At 71.8% G+C, this 22,880-nt stretch carries 23 protein-coding genes; 19 read left to right on the plus strand and 4 right to left on the minus strand.

Annotated features, from left to right (window positions below):
• Nucleotides 1–3: 3 nt before the first annotated feature.
• From ACPOLB_RS16730 to ACPOLB_RS16785, 12 genes are all read left to right on the plus strand, one after another.
• Entirely contained in the window at nt 4–1,203 is a 1,200-nt protein-coding gene (locus ACPOLB_RS16730; RefSeq protein WP_425257154.1) for an FIST signal transduction protein, read from the plus strand.
• A complete protein-coding gene (locus tag ACPOLB_RS16735) occupies nt 1,200–1,685 on the plus strand; it encodes a retropepsin-like aspartic protease family protein (RefSeq protein ID WP_425257155.1) in 486 nt (161 codons plus the stop codon). The genes ACPOLB_RS16730 and ACPOLB_RS16735 overlap by 4 nt, the downstream gene beginning before the upstream one ends.
• A gap of 124 nt (nt 1,686–1,809) precedes the next feature.
• Nucleotides 1,810–3,318 (plus strand): FAD-linked oxidase C-terminal domain-containing protein, encoded by a 1,509-nt coding sequence (locus ACPOLB_RS16740; protein ID WP_425257156.1) that lies wholly within the window; start codon nt 1,810–1,812, stop codon nt 3,316–3,318.
• Between the two features lie 20 nt (nt 3,319–3,338).
• The gene (glcE, locus tag ACPOLB_RS16745) at nt 3,339–4,430 is read left to right on the plus strand and encodes a glycolate oxidase subunit GlcE (RefSeq protein WP_425261938.1); all 1,092 of its coding nucleotides are present in this window, start codon (nt 3,339–3,341) and stop codon (nt 4,428–4,430) included.
• A gap of 14 nt (nt 4,431–4,444) precedes the next feature.
• The gene (locus ACPOLB_RS16750; protein ID WP_425257157.1) at nt 4,445–5,080 is read left to right on the plus strand and encodes a class I SAM-dependent methyltransferase; all 636 of its coding nucleotides are present in this window, start codon (nt 4,445–4,447) and stop codon (nt 5,078–5,080) included.
• A gap of 5 nt (nt 5,081–5,085) precedes the next feature.
• Entirely contained in the window at nt 5,086–5,445 is a 360-nt protein-coding gene (locus ACPOLB_RS16755) for a CidA/LrgA family protein (protein WP_425257158.1), read from the plus strand.
• A gap of 30 nt (nt 5,446–5,475) precedes the next feature.
• The gene (locus tag ACPOLB_RS16760; RefSeq protein ID WP_425257159.1) at nt 5,476–6,198 is read left to right on the plus strand and encodes an LrgB family protein; all 723 of its coding nucleotides are present in this window, start codon (nt 5,476–5,478) and stop codon (nt 6,196–6,198) included.
• Nucleotides 6,199–6,208: 10 nt separating this feature from the next.
• Nucleotides 6,209–7,453: a glycolate oxidase subunit GlcF gene (gene glcF / locus ACPOLB_RS16765; protein WP_425257160.1), complete on the plus strand. Its 1,245-nt coding sequence runs from the start codon at nt 6,209–6,211 to the stop codon at nt 7,451–7,453.
• 197 nt (nt 7,454–7,650) lie between these two features.
• A complete protein-coding gene (locus ACPOLB_RS16770) occupies nt 7,651–8,577 on the plus strand; it encodes a hypothetical protein (protein ID WP_425257161.1) in 927 nt (308 codons plus the stop codon).
• A 60-nt stretch (nt 8,578–8,637) separates the two neighbouring features.
• Nucleotides 8,638–10,098 (plus strand): esterase/lipase family protein, encoded by a 1,461-nt coding sequence (locus ACPOLB_RS16775; RefSeq protein WP_425257162.1) that lies wholly within the window; start codon nt 8,638–8,640, stop codon nt 10,096–10,098.
• Nucleotides 10,099–10,126: 28 nt separating this feature from the next.
• Nucleotides 10,127–11,827 (plus strand): choice-of-anchor X domain-containing protein, encoded by a 1,701-nt coding sequence (locus tag ACPOLB_RS16780; RefSeq protein ID WP_425257163.1) that lies wholly within the window; start codon nt 10,127–10,129, stop codon nt 11,825–11,827.
• Nucleotides 11,828–11,858: 31 nt separating this feature from the next.
• Nucleotides 11,859–12,158 carry a hypothetical protein gene (locus ACPOLB_RS16785; RefSeq protein ID WP_425257164.1) on the plus strand — a complete coding sequence of 100 codons (300 nt, stop codon included), beginning with the start codon at nt 11,859–11,861 and terminating at the stop codon, nt 12,156–12,158.
• On the opposite strand, the gene ppk2 is transcribed toward ACPOLB_RS16785, so the two are convergent.
• Complete coding sequence (gene ppk2, locus ACPOLB_RS16790; protein WP_425257165.1) at nt 12,155–12,955, minus strand: polyphosphate kinase 2; 801 nt, start codon at nt 12,953–12,955, stop codon at nt 12,155–12,157. The two genes, ACPOLB_RS16785 and ppk2, sit on opposite strands and share 4 nt — an antisense overlap.
• Nucleotides 12,956–13,053: 98 nt before the next feature.
• Here ppk2 and ACPOLB_RS16795 point away from each other — a divergent pair, with 98 nt between their 5' ends.
• From ACPOLB_RS16795 to ACPOLB_RS16825, 7 genes are read left to right on the plus strand one after another with little or no spacing between them, the layout of a single operon-like run.
• Nucleotides 13,054–13,779, plus strand: coding sequence for a TetR/AcrR family transcriptional regulator (locus ACPOLB_RS16795; protein WP_425257166.1), 726 nt, complete (start codon nt 13,054–13,056; stop codon nt 13,777–13,779).
• Nucleotides 13,776–15,083 (plus strand): ABC transporter substrate-binding protein, encoded by a 1,308-nt coding sequence (locus tag ACPOLB_RS16800; RefSeq protein ID WP_425257167.1) that lies wholly within the window; start codon nt 13,776–13,778, stop codon nt 15,081–15,083. The genes ACPOLB_RS16795 and ACPOLB_RS16800 overlap by 4 nt, the downstream gene beginning before the upstream one ends.
• 19 nt (nt 15,084–15,102) lie before the next feature.
• Nucleotides 15,103–15,999, plus strand: a complete 897-nt coding sequence (locus ACPOLB_RS16805; protein WP_425257168.1) for a branched-chain amino acid ABC transporter permease — start codon at nt 15,103–15,105, stop codon at nt 15,997–15,999.
• A complete protein-coding gene (locus ACPOLB_RS16810) occupies nt 15,999–16,997 on the plus strand; it encodes a branched-chain amino acid ABC transporter permease (RefSeq protein WP_425257169.1) in 999 nt (332 codons plus the stop codon). Before ACPOLB_RS16805 ends, ACPOLB_RS16810 begins: the two co-directional genes overlap by 1 nt.
• Nucleotides 16,994–17,740, plus strand: coding sequence for an ABC transporter ATP-binding protein (locus ACPOLB_RS16815; protein ID WP_425257170.1), 747 nt, complete (start codon nt 16,994–16,996; stop codon nt 17,738–17,740). Before ACPOLB_RS16810 ends, ACPOLB_RS16815 begins: the two co-directional genes overlap by 4 nt.
• Entirely contained in the window at nt 17,737–18,387 is a 651-nt protein-coding gene (locus ACPOLB_RS16820) for an ABC transporter ATP-binding protein (protein ID WP_425257171.1), read from the plus strand. The genes ACPOLB_RS16815 and ACPOLB_RS16820 overlap by 4 nt, the downstream gene beginning before the upstream one ends.
• A complete protein-coding gene (locus ACPOLB_RS16825) occupies nt 18,384–19,937 on the plus strand; it encodes a class I adenylate-forming enzyme family protein (RefSeq protein WP_425257172.1) in 1,554 nt (517 codons plus the stop codon). Before ACPOLB_RS16820 ends, ACPOLB_RS16825 begins: the two co-directional genes overlap by 4 nt.
• Nucleotides 19,938–20,022: 85 nt before the next feature.
• Here the strand turns inward: ACPOLB_RS16825 and ACPOLB_RS16830 are convergent, their stop codons facing one another.
• The 3 genes from ACPOLB_RS16830 to atpG all read right to left on the minus strand — a co-directional run bounded on the left by ACPOLB_RS16830 (nt 20,023) and on the right by atpG (nt 22,867).
• Complete coding sequence (locus tag ACPOLB_RS16830) at nt 20,023–20,439, minus strand: F0F1 ATP synthase subunit epsilon (protein WP_425257173.1); 417 nt, start codon at nt 20,437–20,439, stop codon at nt 20,023–20,025.
• Nucleotides 20,440–20,553: 114 nt separating this feature from the next.
• Complete coding sequence (gene atpD, locus ACPOLB_RS16835; RefSeq protein WP_425257174.1) at nt 20,554–21,954, minus strand: F0F1 ATP synthase subunit beta; 1,401 nt, start codon at nt 21,952–21,954, stop codon at nt 20,554–20,556.
• A 28-nt stretch (nt 21,955–21,982) separates the two neighbouring features.
• On the minus strand, nt 21,983–22,867 hold the full coding sequence (atpG, locus tag ACPOLB_RS16840) for a F0F1 ATP synthase subunit gamma (protein WP_425257175.1): 885 nt from the start codon (nt 22,865–22,867) through the stop codon (nt 21,983–21,985).
• Between the last annotated feature and the right edge of the window lie 13 nt (nt 22,868–22,880).

A 22,880-nucleotide genomic window follows, 5' to 3' on the forward strand; every position in this document is an offset into this window, starting at 1 on the left:
GCCATGTCCTCCGACCGCTTCCTCACCGGCCACGCCACGCACCCGGACTGGCGCATGGCGCTGGCCCTGGCCGCGGCGCAGGTCGACGCGCAGCGGGTCGCACGCGAAGCCGGCGGCGGCGGGCCGCTGACGCTGGGCTGGTGCTACTTCACCGATGCCTACGCCCCGCATGCGGAAGCCCTGCTGGCCGAGCTGCGCCAGCGCTGGCCGGGGCTGTCGTGGGCCGGCTGCGTGGGCGTGGGCGTGGCCGCCAGCGGCGTCGAGTACATCGACGAGCCGGCACTGGTGCTGATGCTGGCCGACCTGCCCCCCGGGCGCTTCGAGGTCTTCTCGGGCCAGCACCCGCTGCGCCGCATCGAGGCCTTCAGCGCGCTCGTGCACGCCGACCCGTCCACCCCCGACGTCGGCGAGCTCATCGCCGAGCTGAGCGACCGCACCGCCTCGGGCTACCTGTTCGGCGGGCTGGCGGCTTCGCGCAGCCGCAACGTGCACCTGGCCGACGGCGTCTGGCAGGGCGGGCTCTCGGGCGTGGCCTTCAGCAGCGACGTGGTTCTGGTCTCGCGCGTCACGCAGGGCTGCCAGCCGGTGGGACCGGTGCGGCGCATCACCGCCACCGAACGCAACATCGTCACCGCGCTCGACGGCGAGCCCGCGCTGCCGCTGCTGCTGCACGACCTGGGCCTGGACAGCCTGGACGACCCGCGCCAGGCGCTGCCGCGGCTGCGCGCCACGCTGGTAGGACTGAGCGACGCGCGCGACGCGCCGCTGGGCCACGGCGGTCAGTTCGGCACCGACGTGCGCGTGCGCCACATCGTCGGCCTCGATCCCGGCCGCGACGCCGTGGCGGTGGCCGAGAACGTCGAGCCGGGCATGCGCCTGGCCTTCTGCCAGCGCGACGTGCAGGCTGCGCGGCGCGACCTGGTGCGCATCTGCAGCGAGATCCGCGAAGAGCTGGAGACCGTGCCCGAGACCGTGGCCGAGGGCGCGCCTGCGGCCGAGGGACGGCACATCCGCGGCGCCATCTACGTCAGCTGCGCCGGCCGCGGCGGGCCGCACTTCGGCGGTGTCTCGGCCGAGCTGAAGACCGTGCAGCACGCGCTCGGCGACGTGCCGCTGGTGGGCTTCTTCGCCGGTGGCGAGATCGCGCGCCACCACATCTACGGCTACACCGGGGTGCTGACGGTGTTCACCGGGGCCGGATGAACACCTTCCCGCCGGCGCTCAAGCACCTCACCGTCTGGCTGCTGCTGGGCACGGCCGTGTTCCTGGGCGTGCAGGCCTGGCAGTCGGCGCAGCAGCGCACGCGCTTCCAGGCCGAGGGCGGCGTGATCGAGCTGCGTCGCGCGCCCGACGGCCACTTCCACTGGCCGGGCCAGCTCAACGGCGTGGCGGTGGAGTTCCTCGTCGACACCGGTGCCACGCGCACCGCGCTGCCGCAGGCGTTGGCCGCGCGTGCCGGGCTCGTCAGCGAAGGCAGCACGCGCTCGCAGACGGCGGGCGGCATGGCCGAGGGCTTCGTCGCCCGTGCCGACCTCGCGCTGGCCGGTGGCGTGGGCGTGCGCCAGCTGCGCGTGACCGTGCTGCCCGACCTGCACGCGCCGCTGCTGGGCATGGACGTGCTGTCGCGCATGCGCTTCTCGCAGGAAGGCGGCGTGCTGCGCTTCGAGCCCGCCGCCGGCCGATGACCCGCACGGCGGTCAAAGCAGTCATGACCGCACCGATGCCCGCTGCTCAGGCGCGTCTCAGGCGGCGCGTCGTACAGTGCAGGCCGCGCCGCGCCGTTGCCGCGGCGGGCCAGGACCTGCTGCCATGAACGCGCCCGAAGCCGTCACCGTCCCCGCCGACGCCGCCACCGACCGTGCCGCCCGCCAGCAGCAGGTCCTGGCCGCGCTGGCGCCGCTGCTGCCCGCCCACGCGCTGCTGTGGCAGACCGAGGACACCGTGCCCTACGAGTGCGACGGCCTCACCGCCTACCGCCAGCTGCCGCTGCTGGTGGCGCTGCCCGAGACCGAGGCCCAGGTCGCGGCCGTGCTGAAGGCCTGCCATGCGCTGGCCGTGCCGGTGGTGGCGCGCGGCGCCGGCACCGGGCTGTCGGGCGGCGCGATGCCGCACGCTTTGGGCGTGACGCTGTCGCTGGCCAAGTTCAACAAGATCGTGATGCTCGACCGCCACGCGCGCACGGCCACCGTGCAGTGCGGCGTGCGCAACCTGGCCATCAGCGAGGCGGCGGCGCCCTTCGGCCTGTACTACGCGCCCGACCCGAGCAGCCAGATCGCCTGCACCATCGGCGGCAACGTGGCCGAAAACTCCGGCGGCGTGCACTGCCTGAAGTACGGCCTGACCCTGCACAACGTGCTGCGCGTGCGCGGCTTCACCGTGGAAGGCGAGGCGGTGGAGTTCGGCAGCGGCGCGCTGGACGCACCGGGCCTGGACCTGCTGAGCGTGCTGGTGGGCAGCGAGGGCATGCTTGCCGTCACCACCGAGGTGACGGTGAAGCTGGTGCCCAAGCCGCGGCTGGCGCGCTGCATCATGGCCAGCTTCGACGACGTGCGCAAGGCCGGCGACGCGGTGGCCGCGATCATCGGCGCCGGCATCATTCCGGCGGGCCTGGAGATGATGGACAAGCCGATGACGGCCGCGGTGGAAGACTTCGTGCACGCCGGCTACGACCTGCACGCCGAGGCCATCCTGCTGTGCGAGAGCGACGGCACGCCGGAAGAGGTGGCCGAGGAGATCGACCGCATGCTCGACGTGCTGTCGGGCGCCGGCGCCACGCGCATGGAGGTGAGCCGCGACGAGGCGCAGCGCCTGAAGTTCTGGAGCGGGCGCAAGAACGCCTTCCCTGCCAGCGGCCGCATCAGCCCCGACTACATGTGCATGGACAGCACGATCCCGCGCAAGCGCCTGGCCGACATCCTGCTGGCGATTGCCCAGATGGAGAAGAAGTACGGCCTGCGCTGCTGCAACGTCTTCCATGCCGGCGACGGCAACCTGCACCCGCTGATCCTGTTCGACGCCAACGACCCCGACCAGATGCACCGCTGCGAGCTCTTCGGCGCCGACATCCTGGAGACCAGCGTCGCGATGGGCGGCACCGTCACCGGCGAGCACGGCGTGGGCGTCGAGAAGCTCAGCAGCATGTGCGTGCAGTTCAGCCCCGAGGAACGCGAACAGATGTTCGCCGTCAAGCGCGCCTTCGACGCCGCCGGCACGCTGAACCCGGGCAAGGTGATCCCGACGCTGCAGCGCTGCGCCGAGTACGGAAAGATGCACGTGAAGAAGGGGCTGCTGCCCTTCCCGGAGCTGGAGCGCTTCTGAGCATGTCCCCTGCGACCCCGATGCCCGCGGACACCGCGCTGGCCGAGCTCACCGAGCGCATCCGCGCCGCCCGCGCCGACAAGACGCCGCTGGACATCCGCGGCGGCAACACCAAGGCCTGGTACGGCGAGGCGCCCGTCGGCACGCCGCTGCACACGTCGGCGCTGGCCGGCATCAGCAGCTACGAGCCGACCGAGCTGGTGGTGACGGTGCGCGCCGGCACGCCGCTCGTCACGCTGGAGGCCTCGCTGGCCGAGCAGGGCCAGTGCCTGCCGTTCGAGCCGCCGCGCTTCGGCGCCGCGTCCACCGTCGGCGGCATGGTGGTCGCGGGCCTGGCCGGCCCGGCGCGCGCCGCGGTGGGCGGCGTGCGCGACTACGTGCTCGGCGCCACGCTGCTCAACGGCCGCGCCGAGCTGCTGAGCTTCGGCGGCCAGGTGATGAAGAACGTGGCCGGCTACGACGTCTCGCGGCTGCTGGCAGGCTCGATGGGCATGCTGGGCGTGCTGTGCGAGGTCTCGCTGAAGGTGCTGCCGGTGGCCCCCGCCACCGCCACGCTGCGCTTCGAGATGGACGAGGCGACCGCGCTGCAGAAGCTCAACACCTGGGGCGGCCAGCCGCTGCCGCTGCACGCCAGCGCCTGGTGGGAAGGCACGCTGGTGCTGCGCCTGGCAGGCGCGGCCGCGGCGGTGCAGGCCGCGCAGGCCACGCTCGGCGGCGAGGTCGTCGAGGTGCCGATGGCCGCGGCCTTCTGGGACGGCCTGCGCGACCAGAGCGACGAGTTCTTCGTCGGCGCGCGCAAGGCGGTGGACGGCGGCGCCAGCCTGTGGCGGCTGTCGGTGCCGCAGACCGCGCCGCCGCTGAAGCTGTCGGGCGAGCAGCTGGTGGAATGGGGCGGCGGCCAGCGCTGGCTGTGCACGTCGGCGCCCGCGGCCACCGTGCGCGACGCGGCCGCGGCGGTCGGTGGCCACGCGACGCTGTTCCGCGGCCTCGACAAGAGCGCCGGCGTCTTCGCGCCGCTGAAGCCGCCGCTGGACCGCATCCACCGCGAGCTCAAGCGCGCGTTCGATCCCGACGGCCTGTTCAACCGCGGCCGGCTGGTGCGCGGCCTGTGAACGCCGAGCCCCCGATGCAGGACTACTACCGGCGCCGCGCCGCCGTCTACGAGCGCATCTACGCCCGGCCCGAGCGCCAGGACGACCTGCGCGCGATGGAGGCCGCGCTGCCGGCGCTGTACGCGGGCCGGCGCGTGCTCGAGGTGGCCTGCGGCACCGGCTGGTGGACCCCGCACGGCGCGCGCGACGCGCGGCGCTGGCTGGCCACCGACATCAACCCCGAGACCATGGACGTGGCGCGCGCCAAGGCCATGCCGGCGTGCGTGGAGTTCCGCCGCGTCGATGCGCACCAGTGGAGCGAGCTGGGCAGCGAGACCTTCGACGCCGCCTTCGCCGGCTTCTGGTGGAGCCACGTGCCGCTGCAGCAGCTGCGCGGCTGGCTGGACAGCCTGCACGCGCGGCTGGAGCCCGGCGCGCAGGTGGTGTTCATCGACAACCGCTATGTCGCGGGCAGCAGCACGCCGCTGTCGCACACCGACGCCGACGGCAACACCTGGCAGCAGCGGGCGCTGGACGACGGCAGCGTGCATGCGGTGCTGAAGAACTTCCCCGACCGCGCGCAGGCGCTGGCGCTGCTGGGCCCGCGGGCGCGCGCGCCGCGGTGGACCGAGCACACCCACTACTGGGTGCTCGACTACACGCTGGCCTGACGCCCATGGACGCGCTGCGGGGCCTGACCGTGTTGCTGCTGTGCCAGTCGGCCGGCGAGGTGCTGTCGCGCGGGCTGCAGCTGCCGCTGCCCGGCCCGGTGCTGGGCCTGCTGCTGCTGCTGGTGCTGCTGCAGTGGGCGCCGGTGCGTGCGCCGGTGGCGGCGGTGGCCGAGCCGCTGCTGCAGCACCTGTCGCTGCTGTTCGTGCCGGTGGGTGTCGGCGTGGTCACGCACCTGGCGCTGGTGGGCCAGTTCGGCGGCCGCATGCTGGCGGCCATCGTGCTGTCCACCTGGGTCGGCATGGCGGTGGCGGCGCTGGTGCTGCGTGCGCTGCTGCCGCCGGCGCCGGCGGCCGAGCCGGGCTGAGGCGGCAGGGCAGGCACAGCGGGCCGGCACATGCAGAACTTCGTCGAGCTCTGGGTCTACCTGTCGGCGACGCCGCTGTTCGGGCTGACCGCCACGCTGGCGGCCTACGTGGCGGCGCAGGCCGTCTACCAGTGGCTGGGCCAGGCACCCTGGGCCAACCCGGTGCTGTGGACGGTGCTGCTGCTGGCGGCCCTGCTCGGCACCACCGGCACGCCGTACCCCACGTACTTCTCGGGCGCGCAGTTCATCCACTTCCTGCTCGGTCCGGCGGTGGTGGCGCTGGCCTGGCCGCTGTGGCAGCGCCGCGCCGAACTGCGCCGGCGCGCGCTGCCGCTGCTGGCTGCGGCGCTGGCCGGCGGCGGCGTGGCGGCGGCCAGCGCGGTGGGCATCGGCTGGATGCTCGGCCTGCCGGGCGACGTGCTGGCGTCGCTGGCACCGAAGTCGGTGACGGCGCCTGTGGCCATGGGCATCGCCGCGCAACTGGGCGGCATCCCGGCGCTGGCGGCGGTGTTCGCGGTGCTCACCGGCCTGGTCGGCGCCATCAGCGCGAAGTACCTGTTCGACGGCCTGCGCGTCGCCAGCCCCGAGGTGCGCGGCTTCGCGCTCGGCACCGCGTCGCACGGCGTCGGCGCCGCCCGCGCGCTGCAGGTCCACCCCGACGCCGGTGCCTACGCCGCCTTGGCGCTGGGCCTGCAGGTGGTGCTGGCGGCCCTGCTGATGCCGCTGGTGTCGCCCCTTCTGAAGCTTCTGTAGACCCCTGCCCATGCAAACCCACCTGTCCCCGGAATTCAAGGGCACCCGCGAAGGCGAGGCCGCCGAGGCCATCCTGCGCAAGTGCGTGCACTGTGGCTTTTGCACCGCCACGTGCCCCACCTACCAGCTGCTGGGCGACGAGCTCGACGGCCCGCGCGGCCGCATCTACCTGATGAAGCAGGTGCTCGAGGGCGCCCCGGTCACGCGCAGCACGCAGCAGCACCTGGACCGCTGCCTGACCTGCCGCAACTGCGAGACCACCTGCCCGAGCGGCGTGCAGTACGGGCACCTGGTCGACATCGGCCGGCAGATCGTCGAAGACCGCGTCGAGCGCCCGCGCGGCGAGCGCGCCGTGCGCTGGCTGCTGAAGGAGGGCCTGACCTCGCCGCTGTTCGGCCCGGCAATGGCGCTGGGCCGGCTGGCGCGCCCGCTGCTGCCGGCGGTGCTGCAGAAGAAGGTGCCCGCGGCCGCCGGCCCGCGCGCGGCGCTGTGGCCGCAGCGCACGCACCCGCGCAAGGTGCTGATGCTGCTGGGCTGCGTGCAGCCGGCGATGATGCCCAACATCAACAGCGCCACCGCGCGCGTGCTCGACGCCGCCGGCATCCAGACCCTGGTGGCCGACGGCGCCGGCTGCTGCGGCGCGCTGCGCACGCACCTGAACGACACGGCCGGCGGCCTGGCCGACATGCGCCGCAACATCGACGCCTGGTGGCCGCTGATCGAGGGCCTGACCAGCGACGGCCGCGTCGAGGCCATCGTGATGAACGCCTCGGGCTGCGGCGTCACCGTGAAGGACTACGGCCACGCGCTCGCGCACGACCCGGCCTATGCCGACAAGGCCCGGCGCGTCAGCGCGCTCACGCGCGACCTGTCCGAGCTGCTGCCGGACCTGGTGCCGCGGCTGCAGGGCAAGCTGCGCGGCCCGCGCAGCAGGCAGCTCGCCTTCCACCCGCCGTGCACGCTGCAGCACGGCCAGCAGCTGCGCGGCGGCGTCGAGACGCACCTGGGTGCGCTCGGGTTCGAGGTGCGGCTGGCTGCCAGCGAAAGCCACCTGTGCTGCGGCAGCGCGGGCACCTACAGCGTGCTGCAGCCCGAGCTGTCGACGCAGCTGCGCGACCGCAAGCTCGGCCACCTGGCGCCGCTGGAAGCGCAGGTGATCGTCAGCGCCAACATCGGCTGCATCCAGCACCTGCAGAGCGGCACCACCACGCCGGTGCGGCACTGGGTCGAAGTGCTGGACGAGGCGCTGGCCTGAGCGCGGCGCGCGTTCCGGCGCGCGAATAACGCCGGAAAGGGTGTTCGCACCATCCCTGTGGGTTAGGGGGGCGGGTGGACGCCCATTTCACGTGTTCGCCTGCAACGTGCCGCTAGCATGGCTGTGACAGCGGTGTGCGAACGTGACCTCGGCAGAGGTGCTGCAACCGCCGGCAACGATCGTTCGGGAGACCCCACATGCGTGTGTTCCAAGCAAAGGCGGCGGCGCTCGTCGTGTCCCTGGCTGCTGCATCGTCGTGCATGGTGCCCGCCGCGCAGGCGGCCACGGTGTCGCTCACATCGAGCGCCAGCGCGGTGGCCGTGGGAGACGTCTTCACGGTGCGGCTGGGCATCGCCGACCTCGGTGCGGCCAGCGGCAGCTCGCTCAGCGGCTTCGACATCGCGCTGGCCTTCGACAGCAGCGCCGTCAGCTGGCTCGGCTTCAGTTTCGACGACGCTGCCAGCGGGCAGAACCAGCTCGACTGGCCCGAGGCCGGCTCGTTCGGCTTCCTCGGCGATGCGTTCGACGGCGGCGCGGGCAGCATCGTGGCGTTCGGCCTGTCGGGCAACTCCGCGGCCGAGCTCGACGCGCAGCAGGCCGATGCCTTCGACTTCCTCACGCTCAGCTTCCAGGCCCTGGCGCCCACGGCTTCGGCGCTGTTCTCGCTGGACACCAGCGACCCGGCGCTGCTGTTCGTCGACTCCGACGCGGCACGGCTGGGCGTGGCCTTCGGCAGCACGGTGGCCACGGTCGCCATCGGCAGCGGCGGCGGCACCGGCGTGCCCGAGCCCGGCAGCGCCTGGCTGGTGCTGGGCACGCTGGGTTTGCTGGCCGCGCGCCGGCACGCGGCGCGCCGGGCGCTCGGCGCCGGTGCCGCCGCGCTGGCGCTGGCCGGCCCGGCGCTGGCCGCAGAGCCCGCGCGCACGGCACCGCAGCTGGCCCCGGTGGCCGGCACCGTGGTGCAGGTGCAGGGCCAGCGCATGAAGATCAAGGCCGCCAACGGCAGCGAGCGCTGGGCCACCACCGGCACGCCGCTGACGGCCCAGCACGTGGGCAAGCGCGTGCGCGGCGAAGGCCGCGCCGTCGGCGACACGGTGCTGATCGCCAAGCCGGTCTTCGAGTAGGCCCCCGGCCGCCGGACGTCCAGGACCACGGCCCGCCCCGCGGGCCCACAGGGAGTGCACATGCAACACGTTACGTTCGCGGGCGCCTGGGCGCTGGCGCTGCTGGCGGCCGCCAGCAGCGTGCAGGCGCAGACCACATCGCCGTTCACGCCGCCCGAAGAGAAGGTCGGCACCTACGTCATCAACAGCGGTGCGGGCCTGGACACCGGCTGCACGTTCCGCGGCGGCGGCCCGCTGGTGATCCGGCTGAAGATCCCCAAGGTCGTGGCCGATGCGCAGATCAACCCCGATGGCACGCTGAAGGACGCCGCGGCGCTGGTGCGCAACCAGGTGCTGTCGGCGCAGGCGGTGATCCGCTTCCCGGTCTACGACATCGACGACAAGGCCGTCACCGACGGCACCTACTTCCCCGAGGTCGACCGCGTCAGCTTCAACGGCCGCTTCAAGAAGAATCTGGCCGGCTTCAACAACACCTGGACCGACGACTCCATCGTCGTGCCCATCGAAGAGCTGAAGTTCGGGCAGGACAACGAACTGCGCATCGACATCGACACCGCCAACGTCGGCATCGGCGAGCTGTGGTGCATGTCGGTGGACTGGGTGGCGGCCGAGTTCGAGGCCACGCCGCCGTACATCCTGGCACACGGCATCTCGGCCGACCGCAGCACCTGGGAAGGCGACTCCGCCCCCGGTGTGATCGCCGAACTCGACAGGGTGGGCGTGCTCTACGAACGCTTCTCGCTGGGCACCGGCGACAGCGGCAACGGCGCGGTGGCCACCAACGCGGCCGAGCTGAACACGCAGATCGCCGACTGGCTGCGGCCGATGAAGGCCGACCGCGTGCACATCATCGCCCACAGCAAGGGCGGGCTGGATGCGCAGTTCCTGCAGTCGCTGGCGCCCGAGTTCAAGATCATGTCGCTGTCGACGCTGTCGACGCCGCACCTGGGCAGCGTCGCCGCCGACCTGTCCATCATCCAGAAGACCGACTACGACGACCTCGTGCCGGCCGTGGCCGACCCCCGCGGCTTCGTCGCCGACTACCTGGGCACCTGGACCTTCGGCAAGGGTCCGCAGTTGCCGGGCCTGGCCGACCTGACCACCTACGCGGCCACGGCGGCGCTGTCGACGGGCGTGCGTGGCAACGTCGGCAACACCTTCACGTTCGGCGCCAACGCCGACCGCGACGGCGACAACGACGTCAGCGCTGCCGAGATCTCGCCGCTGGCGCCGGCCGCGGTGGCCTACGCACTGCGCCGCGCCTGGCGCGTGCTGCGCGACTTCGAGTCGGCCACGATGACGCTGACCACCGTGCCCGGTCGCTTCTGGGGCACGCGCACGGTGCTGACCTACACCACCACGGTGGCGCCGTCGCCGCAGCCCAACGACATCGTCGTCACGCTGCGCTCGGCCAACCCGGGCTACGGCACGCCTGCGGGCAACTCGCTGAACAACCACAGCAGCGTGAAGAGCGGCGCGAACGTCGGGACCATCCTGACCCGCACGATCCCCATCAAGTGACGCGCGCAGGAGCACCCACATGCACGCCATGAACAACCTCCGCGCCGCCTGGCGCCTGCTGGCCGGGCTGCTGACCGGCCTGCTTCGGGCCGCCGCGGCCACCTCGGCCCTGCTGCTGGGCGGCGTCGCCCAGGCCCAGCGGGCCCCGGTGGCGCTGAACACGCCGCAGACCGTCAGCGCCACCATCAGCCCCGGCATGACCACGGTGGACCTGCCGATCCCTCTCAGCGGCGTCAGCCGGCTGCGGCTCGACGCCATCGTGCCGGTGGAAGGCGCCACGTTCAGCCTCATCGACCCGACCGGTGCCTTCCTCTACGTGCCCGGCGACACGCGCGTGGTCTTCAACCCGGGACGGCTGCTGCCCAAGCCGCTGCCCGGCGGCGTCTTCGAGACGCCGGAGATGACGACGCCGATGAACGGCACCTGGCGCATCCGGCTCAGCTTCCCGCCGGCGCCGCAGGCCACGGTGGCGTTGGCCACCGTGATGGCGGTGTCGCGCTACCAGGTCGGCATCGCGATCGAACGCGACGTGCTGCTGGTGGGCGAGGACCTGGCCGTCGGCCTGCTGGTGCTGGACAACGGCGTGCCCGTGGCCGGTGTCACGCCCACGCTGCGCGTGTCGCCGGTGGGCGGCGCTGCCGGCCCGGCCGTGCCCGCCTTCGACAACGGCACCGGCCCCGACGGCCTGGCCGGCGACGGCGTCTACAGCATCGACAACACGTTCACGGCGGCCGGCACCTACGAGATCGAAGGCACGGTCACCATTCCGACGCCTGCCGGCCCGGTGCTGCGCAGCGCCAGCCAGCGCGTGCGTGTGGACAGCCCCAGCATCGACAGCGCCGGCATCACCCTGGTGAACCAGCTCGGCGCCGGCGGCTGCCTGAACGCGGCGCAGGTCAACGTGAACCTCAACGTGCTGAAGGCCGGCAGCTACGCGGCGCTGGTGCGGCTGCGCGCCAGCAACGGCCGCACGCTCGATGTGCGACGCGCGCTGACGCTGGGTGTGGGCCCGGCGTCGTTCCAGGCCGTGTTCAGCGCCCGCGCGATCAAGGAGACGCTGGCGGTGGACGGCCCGTGGACGGTGCAGACCGTGGACATCCTGTCCGTCGGCGGCACCGACGGCAGCCTGGCGTTCCGCCGCCGCGATGCCGGTGCCTTCAATGCCACGCTGGCGGGGCTGTGCGCGCTGCCGATCGAAGTGGTCGGCCCGCTGGTCACGACGCCGGTGCTCAAGGGCGGCTTCATCGGCTCGCTGGACCTGTCGGTGCCGATCCGCGTCACCACCGCAGGCAGCTACCAGATCTCGTTCAAGCTGATCGGCGCGGGCGGCGCCGACCTCGGCCTGGTGAACGCCTCGCGTTCGCTGCCGGCGGGCACCAGCAACGTCACGGTCAACGTGGCCACGCCGGGCTACCAGGCGGCGGACGGCCCCTACGAGGCCATCTCGCTGCTGGTGCTGGGCGCAGGCAACTCCACCCGGCTCGGCACGCTGGGCACGACGCCGGCCTACAGCCGCTGGCAGTTCGCGCCCACCATCACCGGCGACCTGAACAACGACGGCTCGGTGAACAGTGCCGACAACACGCTGCTCAGCGGCTTCCGCAACGTGACCGCGCTGCGCCCGGGCGACCGCCGCGACCTCAACAACGACGGCATCGTCGACCTGCGCGACAACCGCGAACTGCAGAAGCGGGTGTGCACGGCGCCGAGTTGCCCGGTCAACCCGTGACGCCGCTGCGCCGCCGCGTCGGGGCCCGGCCGTGAGCCAGGCGCCCTGGATCGCGGCGGCGGCCACGGCCGGCTACTTCGTCGCCACGGCCGGCGTGTTCCAGTTGTTCAACTGGGGCGTGCCGCGTGCGGTGGAGCAGGTGCTGTCGGCGCTGGTGCTGCCCGCGGTGCTGCTGATGGGCCTGTGGGACCCGCTGCTCAAGCGCCTGGGCTGGAGCCGTGGCGAGTGGTTCGCGGCGCCCACTCTGCCCGGCTTCGTGCTGCTGACCGTGGTGTACGCCGCGCTGGCCTTCGTGCTGGCGCTGATGGTGGTGCGGCTGCTGCAGCGCTAGATCGGCTTCAGCGGCCCGCGGAACTTCTCCTTCAGCGGCGCGTGCGCCAGCGGCGGGAAGTCGATCGCCGTCTCGGGCACGGCGTGCTCGGGAATGTGGTCGAGCAGGTGGCGGATCAGCGCCAGCCGGCCGCGGCGCTGGTCGTTGAAGTCCACCAGCGTCCACGGCGCGTGCTTGTTGTGCGTGGCCGCGAGCATCGTGTCGCGGGCGCGGCCGTAGTCGGCGTAGCGCGCGCGGGCCTCGACGTCGATGGGGCTGAGCTTCCAGCGCTTCAGGGGTTCGGCCAGGCGCTCGGCGAAGCGTTCTTCCTGCTTGTCCTGGTCGACCGTGAGCCAGTACTTGAACAGCAGGATGCCGTCGTCCACCAGCAGGCGCTCGAACACCGGCGCCTGCTGCAGGAAGGCCTGCGTCTGCTCTTCGCTGCAGAAGCCCATCACGCGCTCGACACCGGCGCGGTTGTACCAGCTGCGGTCGAACAGCACGATCTCGCCGGCCGCCGGCAGGTGCGGCACGTAGCGCTGGAAGTACCACTGCGTGCGCTCGCGGTCGCTCGGCTTGCCGAGCGCCACGACGTGGCACTGGCGCGGGTTCAGCGTCTCGCCGATGGCCGAGATGACGCCGCCCTTGCCCGCGGTGTCGCGGCCTTCGACCACCACCACCAGGCGCTTGCCGGTGTGCTGCAGCCAGCGCGCGACGTCGTTGAGCTCCACCTGCAGCGGCGCGAGCTTCTCCAGGTACTCGCCCTTGCCGAGCTTGCCGTTCTTGCCGTTCCTGCCGTTGCCGCTGCTCTTTGCCATGGCTGCATTGTGGTCGGACGGGCCTGGCGCGGCCCCGGGAAAGTCCCGAACCGCGGCCCATTGTGTTTACTGGCCGGTAACCTAGACTGGTCCGCGCCATGGACGCCGACATCGCCGAACGCGTTTCGCCCTGGGCCCGCACCGACAGCCGCGGCCAAGCGCGCGGCGTGCGCCGCGCCGACAAACGCGAGGCGGTGCTGCGCACGGCGGCACGGCTGTTCAATGCGCAGGGCTTCCACGCCACCGCGCTGGACCAGGTGGCCGAAGCGCTGCAGGTCACCAAGCCCACGCTGTACCGCTACGTCAGCAGCAAGGACGAGATCCTGTTCGAGTGCGTGCGCGCCGGGCTGCAGATGATGCGCGAGGGCGTGGCCGCGTCGCGCGCGGCCGGCGGCAGCGCGCTCGACCAGCTGGTGGCGGGCATGCGCACCTACGCGCGCATCGTCACCGCCGACTTCGGCATGAGCGTGATCCGCATCGGCGAAGACCCGCTGCCCGCGCCCGGCCGTGCGCAGCTGCGCGCGCTCAAGCGCGAGATCGACCTCGAGTTCCGCCGCCTCATCGAACAAGGCATCGCCGAAGGCGCGCTGCGCCCGTGCGACGCGCGCCTGGCCGCCTTCACGCTCGCCGGTGCGCTGAGCTGGATCGGCCGCTGGTACCGCGCCGACGGCGGCATGACGCCCGAGCAGATCGCCGACGCCTGCGTCGACCTGCTGCTGCGCGGCGTGCTCGCCGACGGCGTGTTGCCTCCGCAACCCCAGCGTTCACCGCCCGGGCGCCGCCGTGCGCCCGCCAAGAAGAGCCCCCCAGGAGACACCCCATGACCCACGCCTCTTTCCGTCTGCCCCGCCCCTGGCGCGCTGCCGCCGTGGCCGCTGCCGCCGCCCTGTGCCTGGCCAGCCCCGTGGCCGCGCAGAGCTTCAAGCTCGGTGTCGTCACGTTCCTGTCCGGCCCCGCGGCCGAGAGCTTCGGCGTGCCCGCGGGCAACGCCGCGAAGATGATGGTCGAGCAGTTCAACAAGGGCGCGGCGCCGGCGCCCTACAACAAGACCGGCTTCGGCGGCATGAAGATCGAGATGGTGATGGTCGACGAGGCCGGCGGCGCCGCCAAGCAGGTGCAGGAGATGCGCAACCTGTACCAGCGCGAGAACGTCGACGCCATCGTCGGCTACATCGGCAGCGGCGACTGCCTGGCGGTGGCGCCGGCGGCCGAAGAGCTGAAGAAACTGCTGGTGCTGTTCGACTGCGGCACGCCGCGCATCTTCGAGGACGCGTCGCCGAAGTACGTGTTCCGCACCGCGTCGCACGCGGCGATGGACAACATCTCGCTGACGCGCTACCTGAAGAGCCGCAACATCAAGGCCGACAGCTTCAACATGATCAACCAGGACTACGCCTGGGGTCAGGACTCGAAGGCCGACTTCGTGGCCGCGATGGGCGTGCTGTACCCGAACGCCAAGCCGGGCGCCGACCTGCTGCCCAAGTTCGGCGCCGGCCAGTACGGCACCGAGGTCTCGGCGCTCGCCAGCCGGCCGGCCGACCTGACCTACTCCAGCATGTGGGGCGGTGACCTGCAGGCCTTCATCCTGCAGGCCGACGCGCGCGGCGCGCTGAAGGACACGACGCTGGTGCTGTCGGCCGCCGACCACGTGCTGCCCGGCCTGCTGAACAAGGTGCCCGACGGCACCGTGCTCGGCGCGCGCGGCGCCTACGGCATCCTCAGCGCCAGGAGCCCGCTGAACGACTGGTTCCAGGGCGCGTACCAGCAGGCCACCGGCGTGCCGCCGGTGCAGGCCAGCTACCGCGTCACGCAGGCGCTGATGGGCCTGAAGCTGGCGGTCGAGAAGGCGATGGCGGCCAACGGCGGCAAGAAGCCCAGCACCGAGCAGATCGCCGACGCGCTGCGCGGCTCGACCTGGGACAGCCCGGGCGGGCAGATCCGCATGGCGCTGGGCGGCGGCCAGCAGGCGATCCAGGGCACGGCCATCGGCCGCACCAAGTACGACGCGGCCGCCAAGCGCGTGATCGCGGTCGACATCCAGACCTTCCCGGCCGAGTGCACGATGCCGCCGGCCGGCGTGAAGAGCCTGGACTGGATCAAGGCCGGCATGCAGGGCGCCAAGTGCTGATGCGCCTGCACAGCCGCCCATGAGCCTGGCCTTCACCATCGTCGTCGACGCGATCACGTACGCGTCGTGGCTCTTCATCGTCTCGCTCGGGCTCACGCTCGTGTTCGGCGTGCTGAAGATCCTGAACATCGCGCACGGCAGCGTCTACGCGCTGGGCGCCTACGCGGCGGCCAGCTGCGTGGCGCTGGTGGCGTCGCTGCAGCTGGCGCCGGGCTTCTCGCTGGTGGCGATGCTGCTGGCGGCGGCGCTGGTGGCGGCGGTGGTCGGGCCGCTGCTCGAGCGCACGCTGCTGGCGCGCTTCTACGGTCGTGACGAGGTGCTGCTGCTGCTGGTGACCTACGCGCTGTTCCTGATGCTCGAGGACATCACGAAGCTGGTGTGGGGCGTGAACCCGTACTTCGTGTCGCAGCCGATGCAGCTGTTCGGCAGCTTCCGGCTCGGCGCGATGCGGCTGTCGGGCTACGACATGCTGCTGGTCGGGCTGGCCGTGGTCTGCGGCCTGGCCACCTGGTGGGTGCTGAACCGCACCGTGACGGGCAAGGTGGTGCTGGCCGTCATCCACAACCCCGAGATGAGCGCCAGCATGGGCGTCAACGTGCAGCGGGTCTACACCGGCGCCTTCACCGCCGGCGTGTTCCTGGCCGCGCTGGGCGGGGCCTTCACGTCGCCGATGATCTCGGTGCAGCCCGGGCTGAGCGTCAGCGTCATCGTGGTCAGCTTCGCGGTCGTCATCATCGGCGGGCTCGGCAGCATCCCGGGCGCGGCGATCGGCGCGCTGGTGGTGGGACTGGCGCGTGCGGCCTCGGTGCACCTGATGCCGGAGATCGAGCTGTTCAGCATCTACCTCGTGATGGCGGCGGTGCTGGTGTTCCGGCCCGAGGGTCTGTTCCAGAGCGTGAAGGCGCGGTTGATCTGATGGACGCGAAACGCTCCCTGCTCGTGGCCGCGGGCGCGGCGCTGCTGCTGGCCGCGGCCGGCTCGCTGGCGCCGAAGTGGCTGCTGTTCCTGGTGACGCTGGCCTTCAGCCACGGCCTGGCCGTGCTGGGCGTCGTGGTGCTGACGCGCGGCGGCGGCGCCACCTTCGGTCAGGGCATGTTCTTCGCGATCGGCGCCTACGCCGCGGCGCTGCTGCCCGAGGCGCTGGGCGTGCAGGACGCGCTGCTGCGCACGGTGGTCGGCACGCTGGCCGCGGGGCTGGCGGCGCTGGTCTTCGCGCCGCTGCTGGCGCGCTACCGCGGCATCTTCTTCGCGATGCTGACGCTGGCGCTGTCGATGGTGCTGTTCGGGCTGCTGTCGAAGTCGAGCGCGCTCGGCGGCAGCGACGGCATCCCGGTGCCGCGGCCCACGCTGTTCGGCGCCGAGCTGGCGGGCGAGGGCGCCGAGTGGTGGCTGTTCCTGCTGACGATGGTCTGCACCGTGCTCGCCGGCTGGGCGGTGGCGGTGTACTGGCGCTCGGCCGCCGGGCTGCTGGCGCTGGCCACGCGCGGCAATGCGCTGCGCGTCGAATACCTGGGCGCCTCGGCGCGGGCGTCGCTGGCCACCAGCTTCGTGCTCAGCGGGCTGCTGGGCGGGCTGGGTGGGGCGCTCACGGCGCTGGCGCTGGGCCACGTCGAGCCCAACTTCACCAACTGGACGACCTCGGGCGAGTTCGTCTTCGTCGCGGTGCTGGCCGGCTACCAGAGCGTGGCGGCGGTGTTCGTGGCCTCGCTGCTGCTGGAGATCGTGCGTTCGTTCTCCAACCTGTACTTCCCCAACACCTGGCAGCTGGTGCTGGGCTCGTTCCTGCTGCTGGTGATCCTGTTCCGCCCCGCGGGGCTGGGTTCGCTGTGGGTGGGCCGCTGGCGCAAGCGGCGCGCGCCGCCGGCGGCCGTGCCGACGCCGCCTGCCGCACCGTCTGCAGGGGCAGCACCATGACGGCATTGCTGTCGGCCCGCGGGCTGGGCAAGCGCTTCGGCGCCGTCGTCGCGGCGGAGGACCTGACGCTCGACGTGCCGCAGGGCCAGCGGCTGTCGGTCATCGGCAGCAACGGCGCCGGCAAGACCACCTTCGTCAACATGGTCACCGGCTACCTGAAGCCCGACAGCGGCACGATCACGCTGGACGGGCAGGACATCACGCGGCTGTCGCACCAGCGCATCGCCGGGCTGGGCATCTGCCGCTCGTTCCAGATCCCGCAGCTGTGCCTGGAGCTGACGCTGCGCGAGAACCTGCTGGTGGCGGTGGCCGCGGCCGATGGCCGGCCGTCGCTGTGGGCGCCGTTCGACGGCGCACGCCAGCAGGCGCGGGCCGACGAGCTGATGCAGCGCTTCGGCCTGCAGGCAGACGCCGAGCGTCCGGTGCTCGAACTCGCCGGCGGCGTGCGCAAGCTGGTCGACATCGCGATGGCGCTGGCGCGGCGGCCCAAGCTACTGCTGCTGGACGAGCCGACCTCGGGCGTCAGCGCCGACGAGAAGTTCCCGGCCATGCGGCGCGTGATGGACGCGCTGCAGGGCGAGGCCGCGACGGTGGTCTTCATCGAGCACGACATGGACATCGTGGCCGAGTTCTCCGAACGGGTGGTCGCCTTCTACAGCGGCCGCATCATCGCCGACGGCACACCGCGCGAGGCCTTGGCCGACGCCGACGTGCAGCGCCACGTGACGGGGCACACGCGGTGAGCGCGCTGCTGGAGGTGTCGCACCTGGCGGCCAGCATCCAGGCCATGCCGGCGCTGCGCGACCTGACGCTGCACGTGGGCGAAGGCGAGATGGTCAGCCTGCTCGGCCGCAACGGCGCCGGCAAGACGAGCTTCATGCGCGCCGTGATGGGCCACCTGCCCGCGGCCGGCGGCACGCTGCGCTTCGGCGGTGCCGACCTCGCGCAGCTGCCGCGCCACGCGCGCGCCGGCCTGGGCATCGGCTACATGCCCGAAGACCGCGGCCTGGTGCCGCAGCTGACGGTGCACGAGAACATCCTGCTGCCGCTGTGGGTGAACCCGCAGCTCGACCGGGCCGAGCGCATGGCGCTGGCATACCGGCTGCTGCCCGAGGTGGAGCAGATGCGCGACCGGCGTGCGCTGCTGCTGTCGGGCGGCCAGCAGAAGCTGGTCGCGCTGGCGCGTGCGCTGGTGGCCGGCACGCGGCTGCTGCTGCTGGACGAACCCTTCGAGGGCGTGGCACCGGCGCTGGCGCAGCGGCTGGCCGAGGTCATCCATGCGCTGCAGGGCAGCCGGCTGGCGGTGCTGATCTCGCAGAGCGACGCGCAGCACGGTGCAGGCCTCTTCGTGCGCAGCTACACCATCGAACGCGGCGCGAACGCCGCGTGAGGCGGGCTGAGCGCAAGGCCGTGGTCTCGATCCGCTCCGAACCGCACTTCGGCGACCGCACGGTGCGTTGCTACATGCCGCGGCCGGGCAGCCTGCAGGCGCTGGTCGACGGCGCCCTGGCGCGCGCGCCCGACGGCGAAGCGCTGGTGGACGGCGCGCAGCGCTGGCGCTGGCAAGCACTGGTCGACGACGCGGCCCGGCTGGCCGGTGGCCTGCAGGCGCGCGGGCTGCAGGCGGGCGACCGCGTGCTGCTGCTGCTGGGCAACCGCGCCGCGTTCGTGCTGGCGAGCCTGGCACTGGCGCGGCTGGGGGCGGTGGCGGTGCCGCTGTCGGTGCGCTCGGCGCCGCCCGAGGTGGACTACGTCGCCGGGCATTGCGGCGCCGTGCTGGCGCTGGTGGAAGACACGCTGGTCGGCCATCTGCCGGCCGAGCTGGCGCACGTGCCGGTGTCGGCGCTCGGTGCTGTGCAGGGGCCGGCGCCTGCCGCGGCCGTGGTCGATGAAGAGGACACCGCGGTCATCCTCTACACCTCGGGCACCACCGGCCGGCCCAAGGGCGCGATGCTGTCGCACCTGAACATCGTGCATTCGGTGATGCACTACGCCGCGTGCATGGCGCTCACCGCCCAGGACCGCAGCCTGGTCGCGGTGCCGCTGAGCCACGTGACGGGCCTGGTGGCGCAGCTGTGGGCGCTGGTGCATGCGGCCGGCACGCTGGTGCTGCTGGATGGCTTCAAGGCCGGCGACTTCCTGCGCCTGGCCGAGGCCGAGCGCACCACGCACACGCTGATGGTGCCGGCGATGTACCAGCTGTGCCTGCTGCAGGAAGACGTCGCGCGCTTCGACCTGCGGCACTGGCGCATCGGCGGCTACGGTGGCGCGCCGATGGCGCCGGCGACCATCGCCGCCCTGGCCGAACGGCTGCCGGCGCTGACGCTGATGAACGCCTACGGCGCCACCGAGACGGCCTCGCCGGCCACCATCATGCCGATGGGCCAGACGGCGGCGCACCCGGACTCGGTCGGTGTCGCGGTGCCCTGCGGCGAGCTGTGCATCGTCGACGCGGCCGGGCAGCCGCTGCCCGCCGGCGAGAGCGGCGAGATCTGGATCCGCGGCCCGATGGTCGTGCGCGGCTACTGGAACAACCCCGAGGCCACGGCAGCGGCCCTCAGCGACGGCTGGTGGCACTCGGGTGACGTGGGCCGGCTCGATGCCGCGGGCTACCTGCAGGTGCTGGACCGCATCAAGGACGTCATCAACCGCGGCGGCTACAAGGTGTTCTGCAGCGAGGTCGAGGCGGTGCTGGCACAGCACCCGGCCGTCGCTGAATCGGCCGTGGTGGGCTACGCCTGCCCGGTGCTCGGCGAACGCGTGCACGCCTTCGTGAGCCTGCGTGACGGCGCCGAGACCGACCCAGACACGCTGCGCCGCTGGTGCGCGGCGCGCCTGGCCGACTACAAGCTGCCCGAGCGCTGGACGCTGCAGACCACGCTTCTGCCGCGCAACGCCAACGGCAAGCTGATGAAGCGCACGTTGCGCGACCAGGCCTGAACGGAACAACGCCCGCGCAGCCGGTGGGCTGGCGCGGGCGCTGTGGGCGCCGCAGGCGACGCTGCGTGCAGCGTCGTCGGGGTGCTTACTTGCGGCGCAGCTTCTGGATGGCTGCCAGCTGCGCGGCCATCGCCGCGAACTCGCTCTGCGCTGCAGCCAGGTCGATGTCGCTCTTGGCGTTGCGCATCGCTTCCTCGGCCAGCTTCTTGGCCTCGGACGCCTTGGCCTCGTCGAGGTCGTGGCCGCGGATCGCGGTGTCGGCGAGCACGGTGACCGTGCCCGGCTGCACTTCGAGGATGCCGCCCGCGACGAACACGAACTCTTCCTCGCCACCGTCGGCCCGCTCGATGCGCACGGCACCGGGCTTGATGCGCGTGATCAGCGGCGTGTGGCGCGGCAGGATGCCGAGCTCGCCGTTCTCGCCCGGCAGCGCGACGAACTTGGCCTCGCCCGAGAAGATGCTCTCCTCGGCGGAAACAACGTCGACATGGATGGTTGCCATTTCAGAACTCCTGGCGCCGCACGTGCAGCTGAATCAAGCGGCCGCCGCGGATCCGGCTTGGCCGGTCCGCCAGCGGCGCCCCCTGGGGGGAGCGCCGAAGGCGCTTCGGGGGGGTCAATTGATCTTCTTGGCCTTCTCGAAGGCCTCATCGATCGTGCCGACCATGTAGAAGGCCTGCTCGGGCAGGTGGTCGCATTCGCCAGCCACGATCATCTTGAAGCCGCGGATGGTTTCCTTCAGCGGCACGTACTTGCCCGGGCTGCCGGTGAACACCTCGGCCACGTGGAACGGCTGGCTCAGGAAACGCTGGATCTTGCGCGCGCGGCTCACGGCCAGCTTGTCTTCCGGGCTCAGTTCGTCCATGCCCAGGATGGCGATGATGTCGCGCAGCTCCTTGTAGCGCTGCAGCGTCGACTGCACGGCACGCGTGGTCTCGTAGTGCTCCACGCCGACGACGTTCGGGTCGACCTGGCGCGAGGTGCTGTCCAGCGGGTCCACCGCGGGATAGATACCGAGCGAGGCGATGTCGCGCGACAGCACGACGGTGGCGTCCAGGTGGGCGAAGGTCGTGGCCGGCGAGGGGTCGGTCAGGTCGTCCGCGGGCACGTACACGGCCTGGATCGAGGTGATCGAGCCGACCTTGGTCGACGTGATGCGCTCCTGCAGGCGGCCCATCTCCTCGGCCAGCGTCGGCTGGTAGCCCACGGCGGACGGCATGCGGCCCAGCAGTGCCGACACTTCGGTACCGGCCAGCGTGTAGCGGTAGATGTTGTCGACGAAGAACAGCACGTCACGGCCTTCGTCGCGGAACGACTCGGCGATCGTCAGGCCGGTCAGCGCCACGCGCAGACGGTTGCCCGGCGGCTCGTTCATCTGGCCGTAGACCATGGCCACCTTGGACTCTTCGAGCTTCTCCAGGTTCACGACGCCCGAATCGGCCATCTCGTGGTAGAAGTCGTTGCCCTCGCGGGTGCGCTCACCCACGCCGGCGAACACGGACAGACCCGAGTGCGCCTTGGCGATGTTGTTGATGAGCTCCATCATGTTCACGGTCTTGCCGACGCCGGCGCCGCCGAACAGACCCACCTTGCCGCCCTTGGCGAACGGGCAGATCAGGTCGATCACCTTGATGCCGGTTTCCAGCAGTTCCTGGCTCGGGCTCAGCTCGTCGTAGCTGGGTGCCTTGCGGTGGATCTGCGCGGTCAGCGTCTGGTCGACCGGGCCGCGTTCGTCGATCGGCGAACCCAGCACGTCCATGATGCGGCCCAGCGTCGCCTTGCCCACGGGCACGGTGATGGCGCTGCCGGTGTTGGTGACCATCAGGCCGCGGCGGATGCCGTCGGACGAGCCCAGCGCGATGGTGCGCACCACGCCGTCACCGAGCTGCTGCTGGACTTCCAGCGTCAGCGCCGTGCCTTCGAGCTTCAGCGCGTCGTACACGCGGGGCATCGCGTTGCGCGGGAATTCCACGTCGACCACGGCGCCGATGCACTGAACGATCTTTCCTTGCGACATTTGTCGGTCCTTCTATCGAAAATTTGGTTCAGCCACTGATGGCCGCGGCGCCGCTGACGATCTCGGAGAGTTCCTTCGTGATCGCCGCCTGGCGCGTCTTGTTGTAGACGAGCTTCAGTTCGCCGATCAGCGTGCCGGCGTTGTCGGTGGCGGCCTTCATGGCCACCATGCGCGCGCTCTGCTCGCTGGCCATGTTCTCGGCCACGGCCTGGAAGACCAGGGCCTCGATGTAGCGCGTGAGCAGGTCGTCGATGACGGTCGGCGCGTCGGGCTCGTAGATGTAGTCCCAGCCGTACTGCTTCTTCTCGGCTTCGGTCTGCGCCAGCCGCGCCGCGCTCAGCGGCAGCAGCTGCTCCACCTGCGGCTCCTGCTTCATCGTGTTGATGAAGTTGGTGTAGCAGAGGTAGACCGCATCGAGCTTGCCCGACGTGAACGCGTCCAGCATCACCTTCACCGGACCGATCAGCTTCTCGAGCTGCGGGGCGTCGCCCAGCTGCACGGCGTGGCTGATGACGTTGGCGCCGATGCGGTTCAGGAAGCCGAAGCCCTTGTTGCCGATCGCCACCGCCGCGATGCTGTTGCCGGCCGACTGCGCTTCCTTCATCTTCGTCGTGACGGCGCGCAGCACGTTGGTGTTCAGGCCGCCGCACAGACCCTTGTCGGTGCTGACGACGATGAACCCCACCGCCTTCGCGGTGCCACCCGTGCGCATGTACGGCGACTTGTACTCGGGGTTGGCTTCCGACAGGTGGGCCGTGATGTTGCGGATCTTGTCAGCGTACGGGCGCGCGGCGCGCATGCGCTCCTGCGCCTTGCGCATCTTGCTGGCGGCGACCATTTCCATGGCCTTGGTGATCTTCTTGGTGTTCTCCACCGATTTGATCTTGCCGCGAATCTCTTTGCCGACCGCCATGGTCCTGGCTCCC

Source organism: Rubrivivax soli (assembly GCF_049810355.1).
Classification (GTDB): domain Bacteria; phylum Pseudomonadota; class Gammaproteobacteria; order Burkholderiales; family Burkholderiaceae_C; genus Rubrivivax.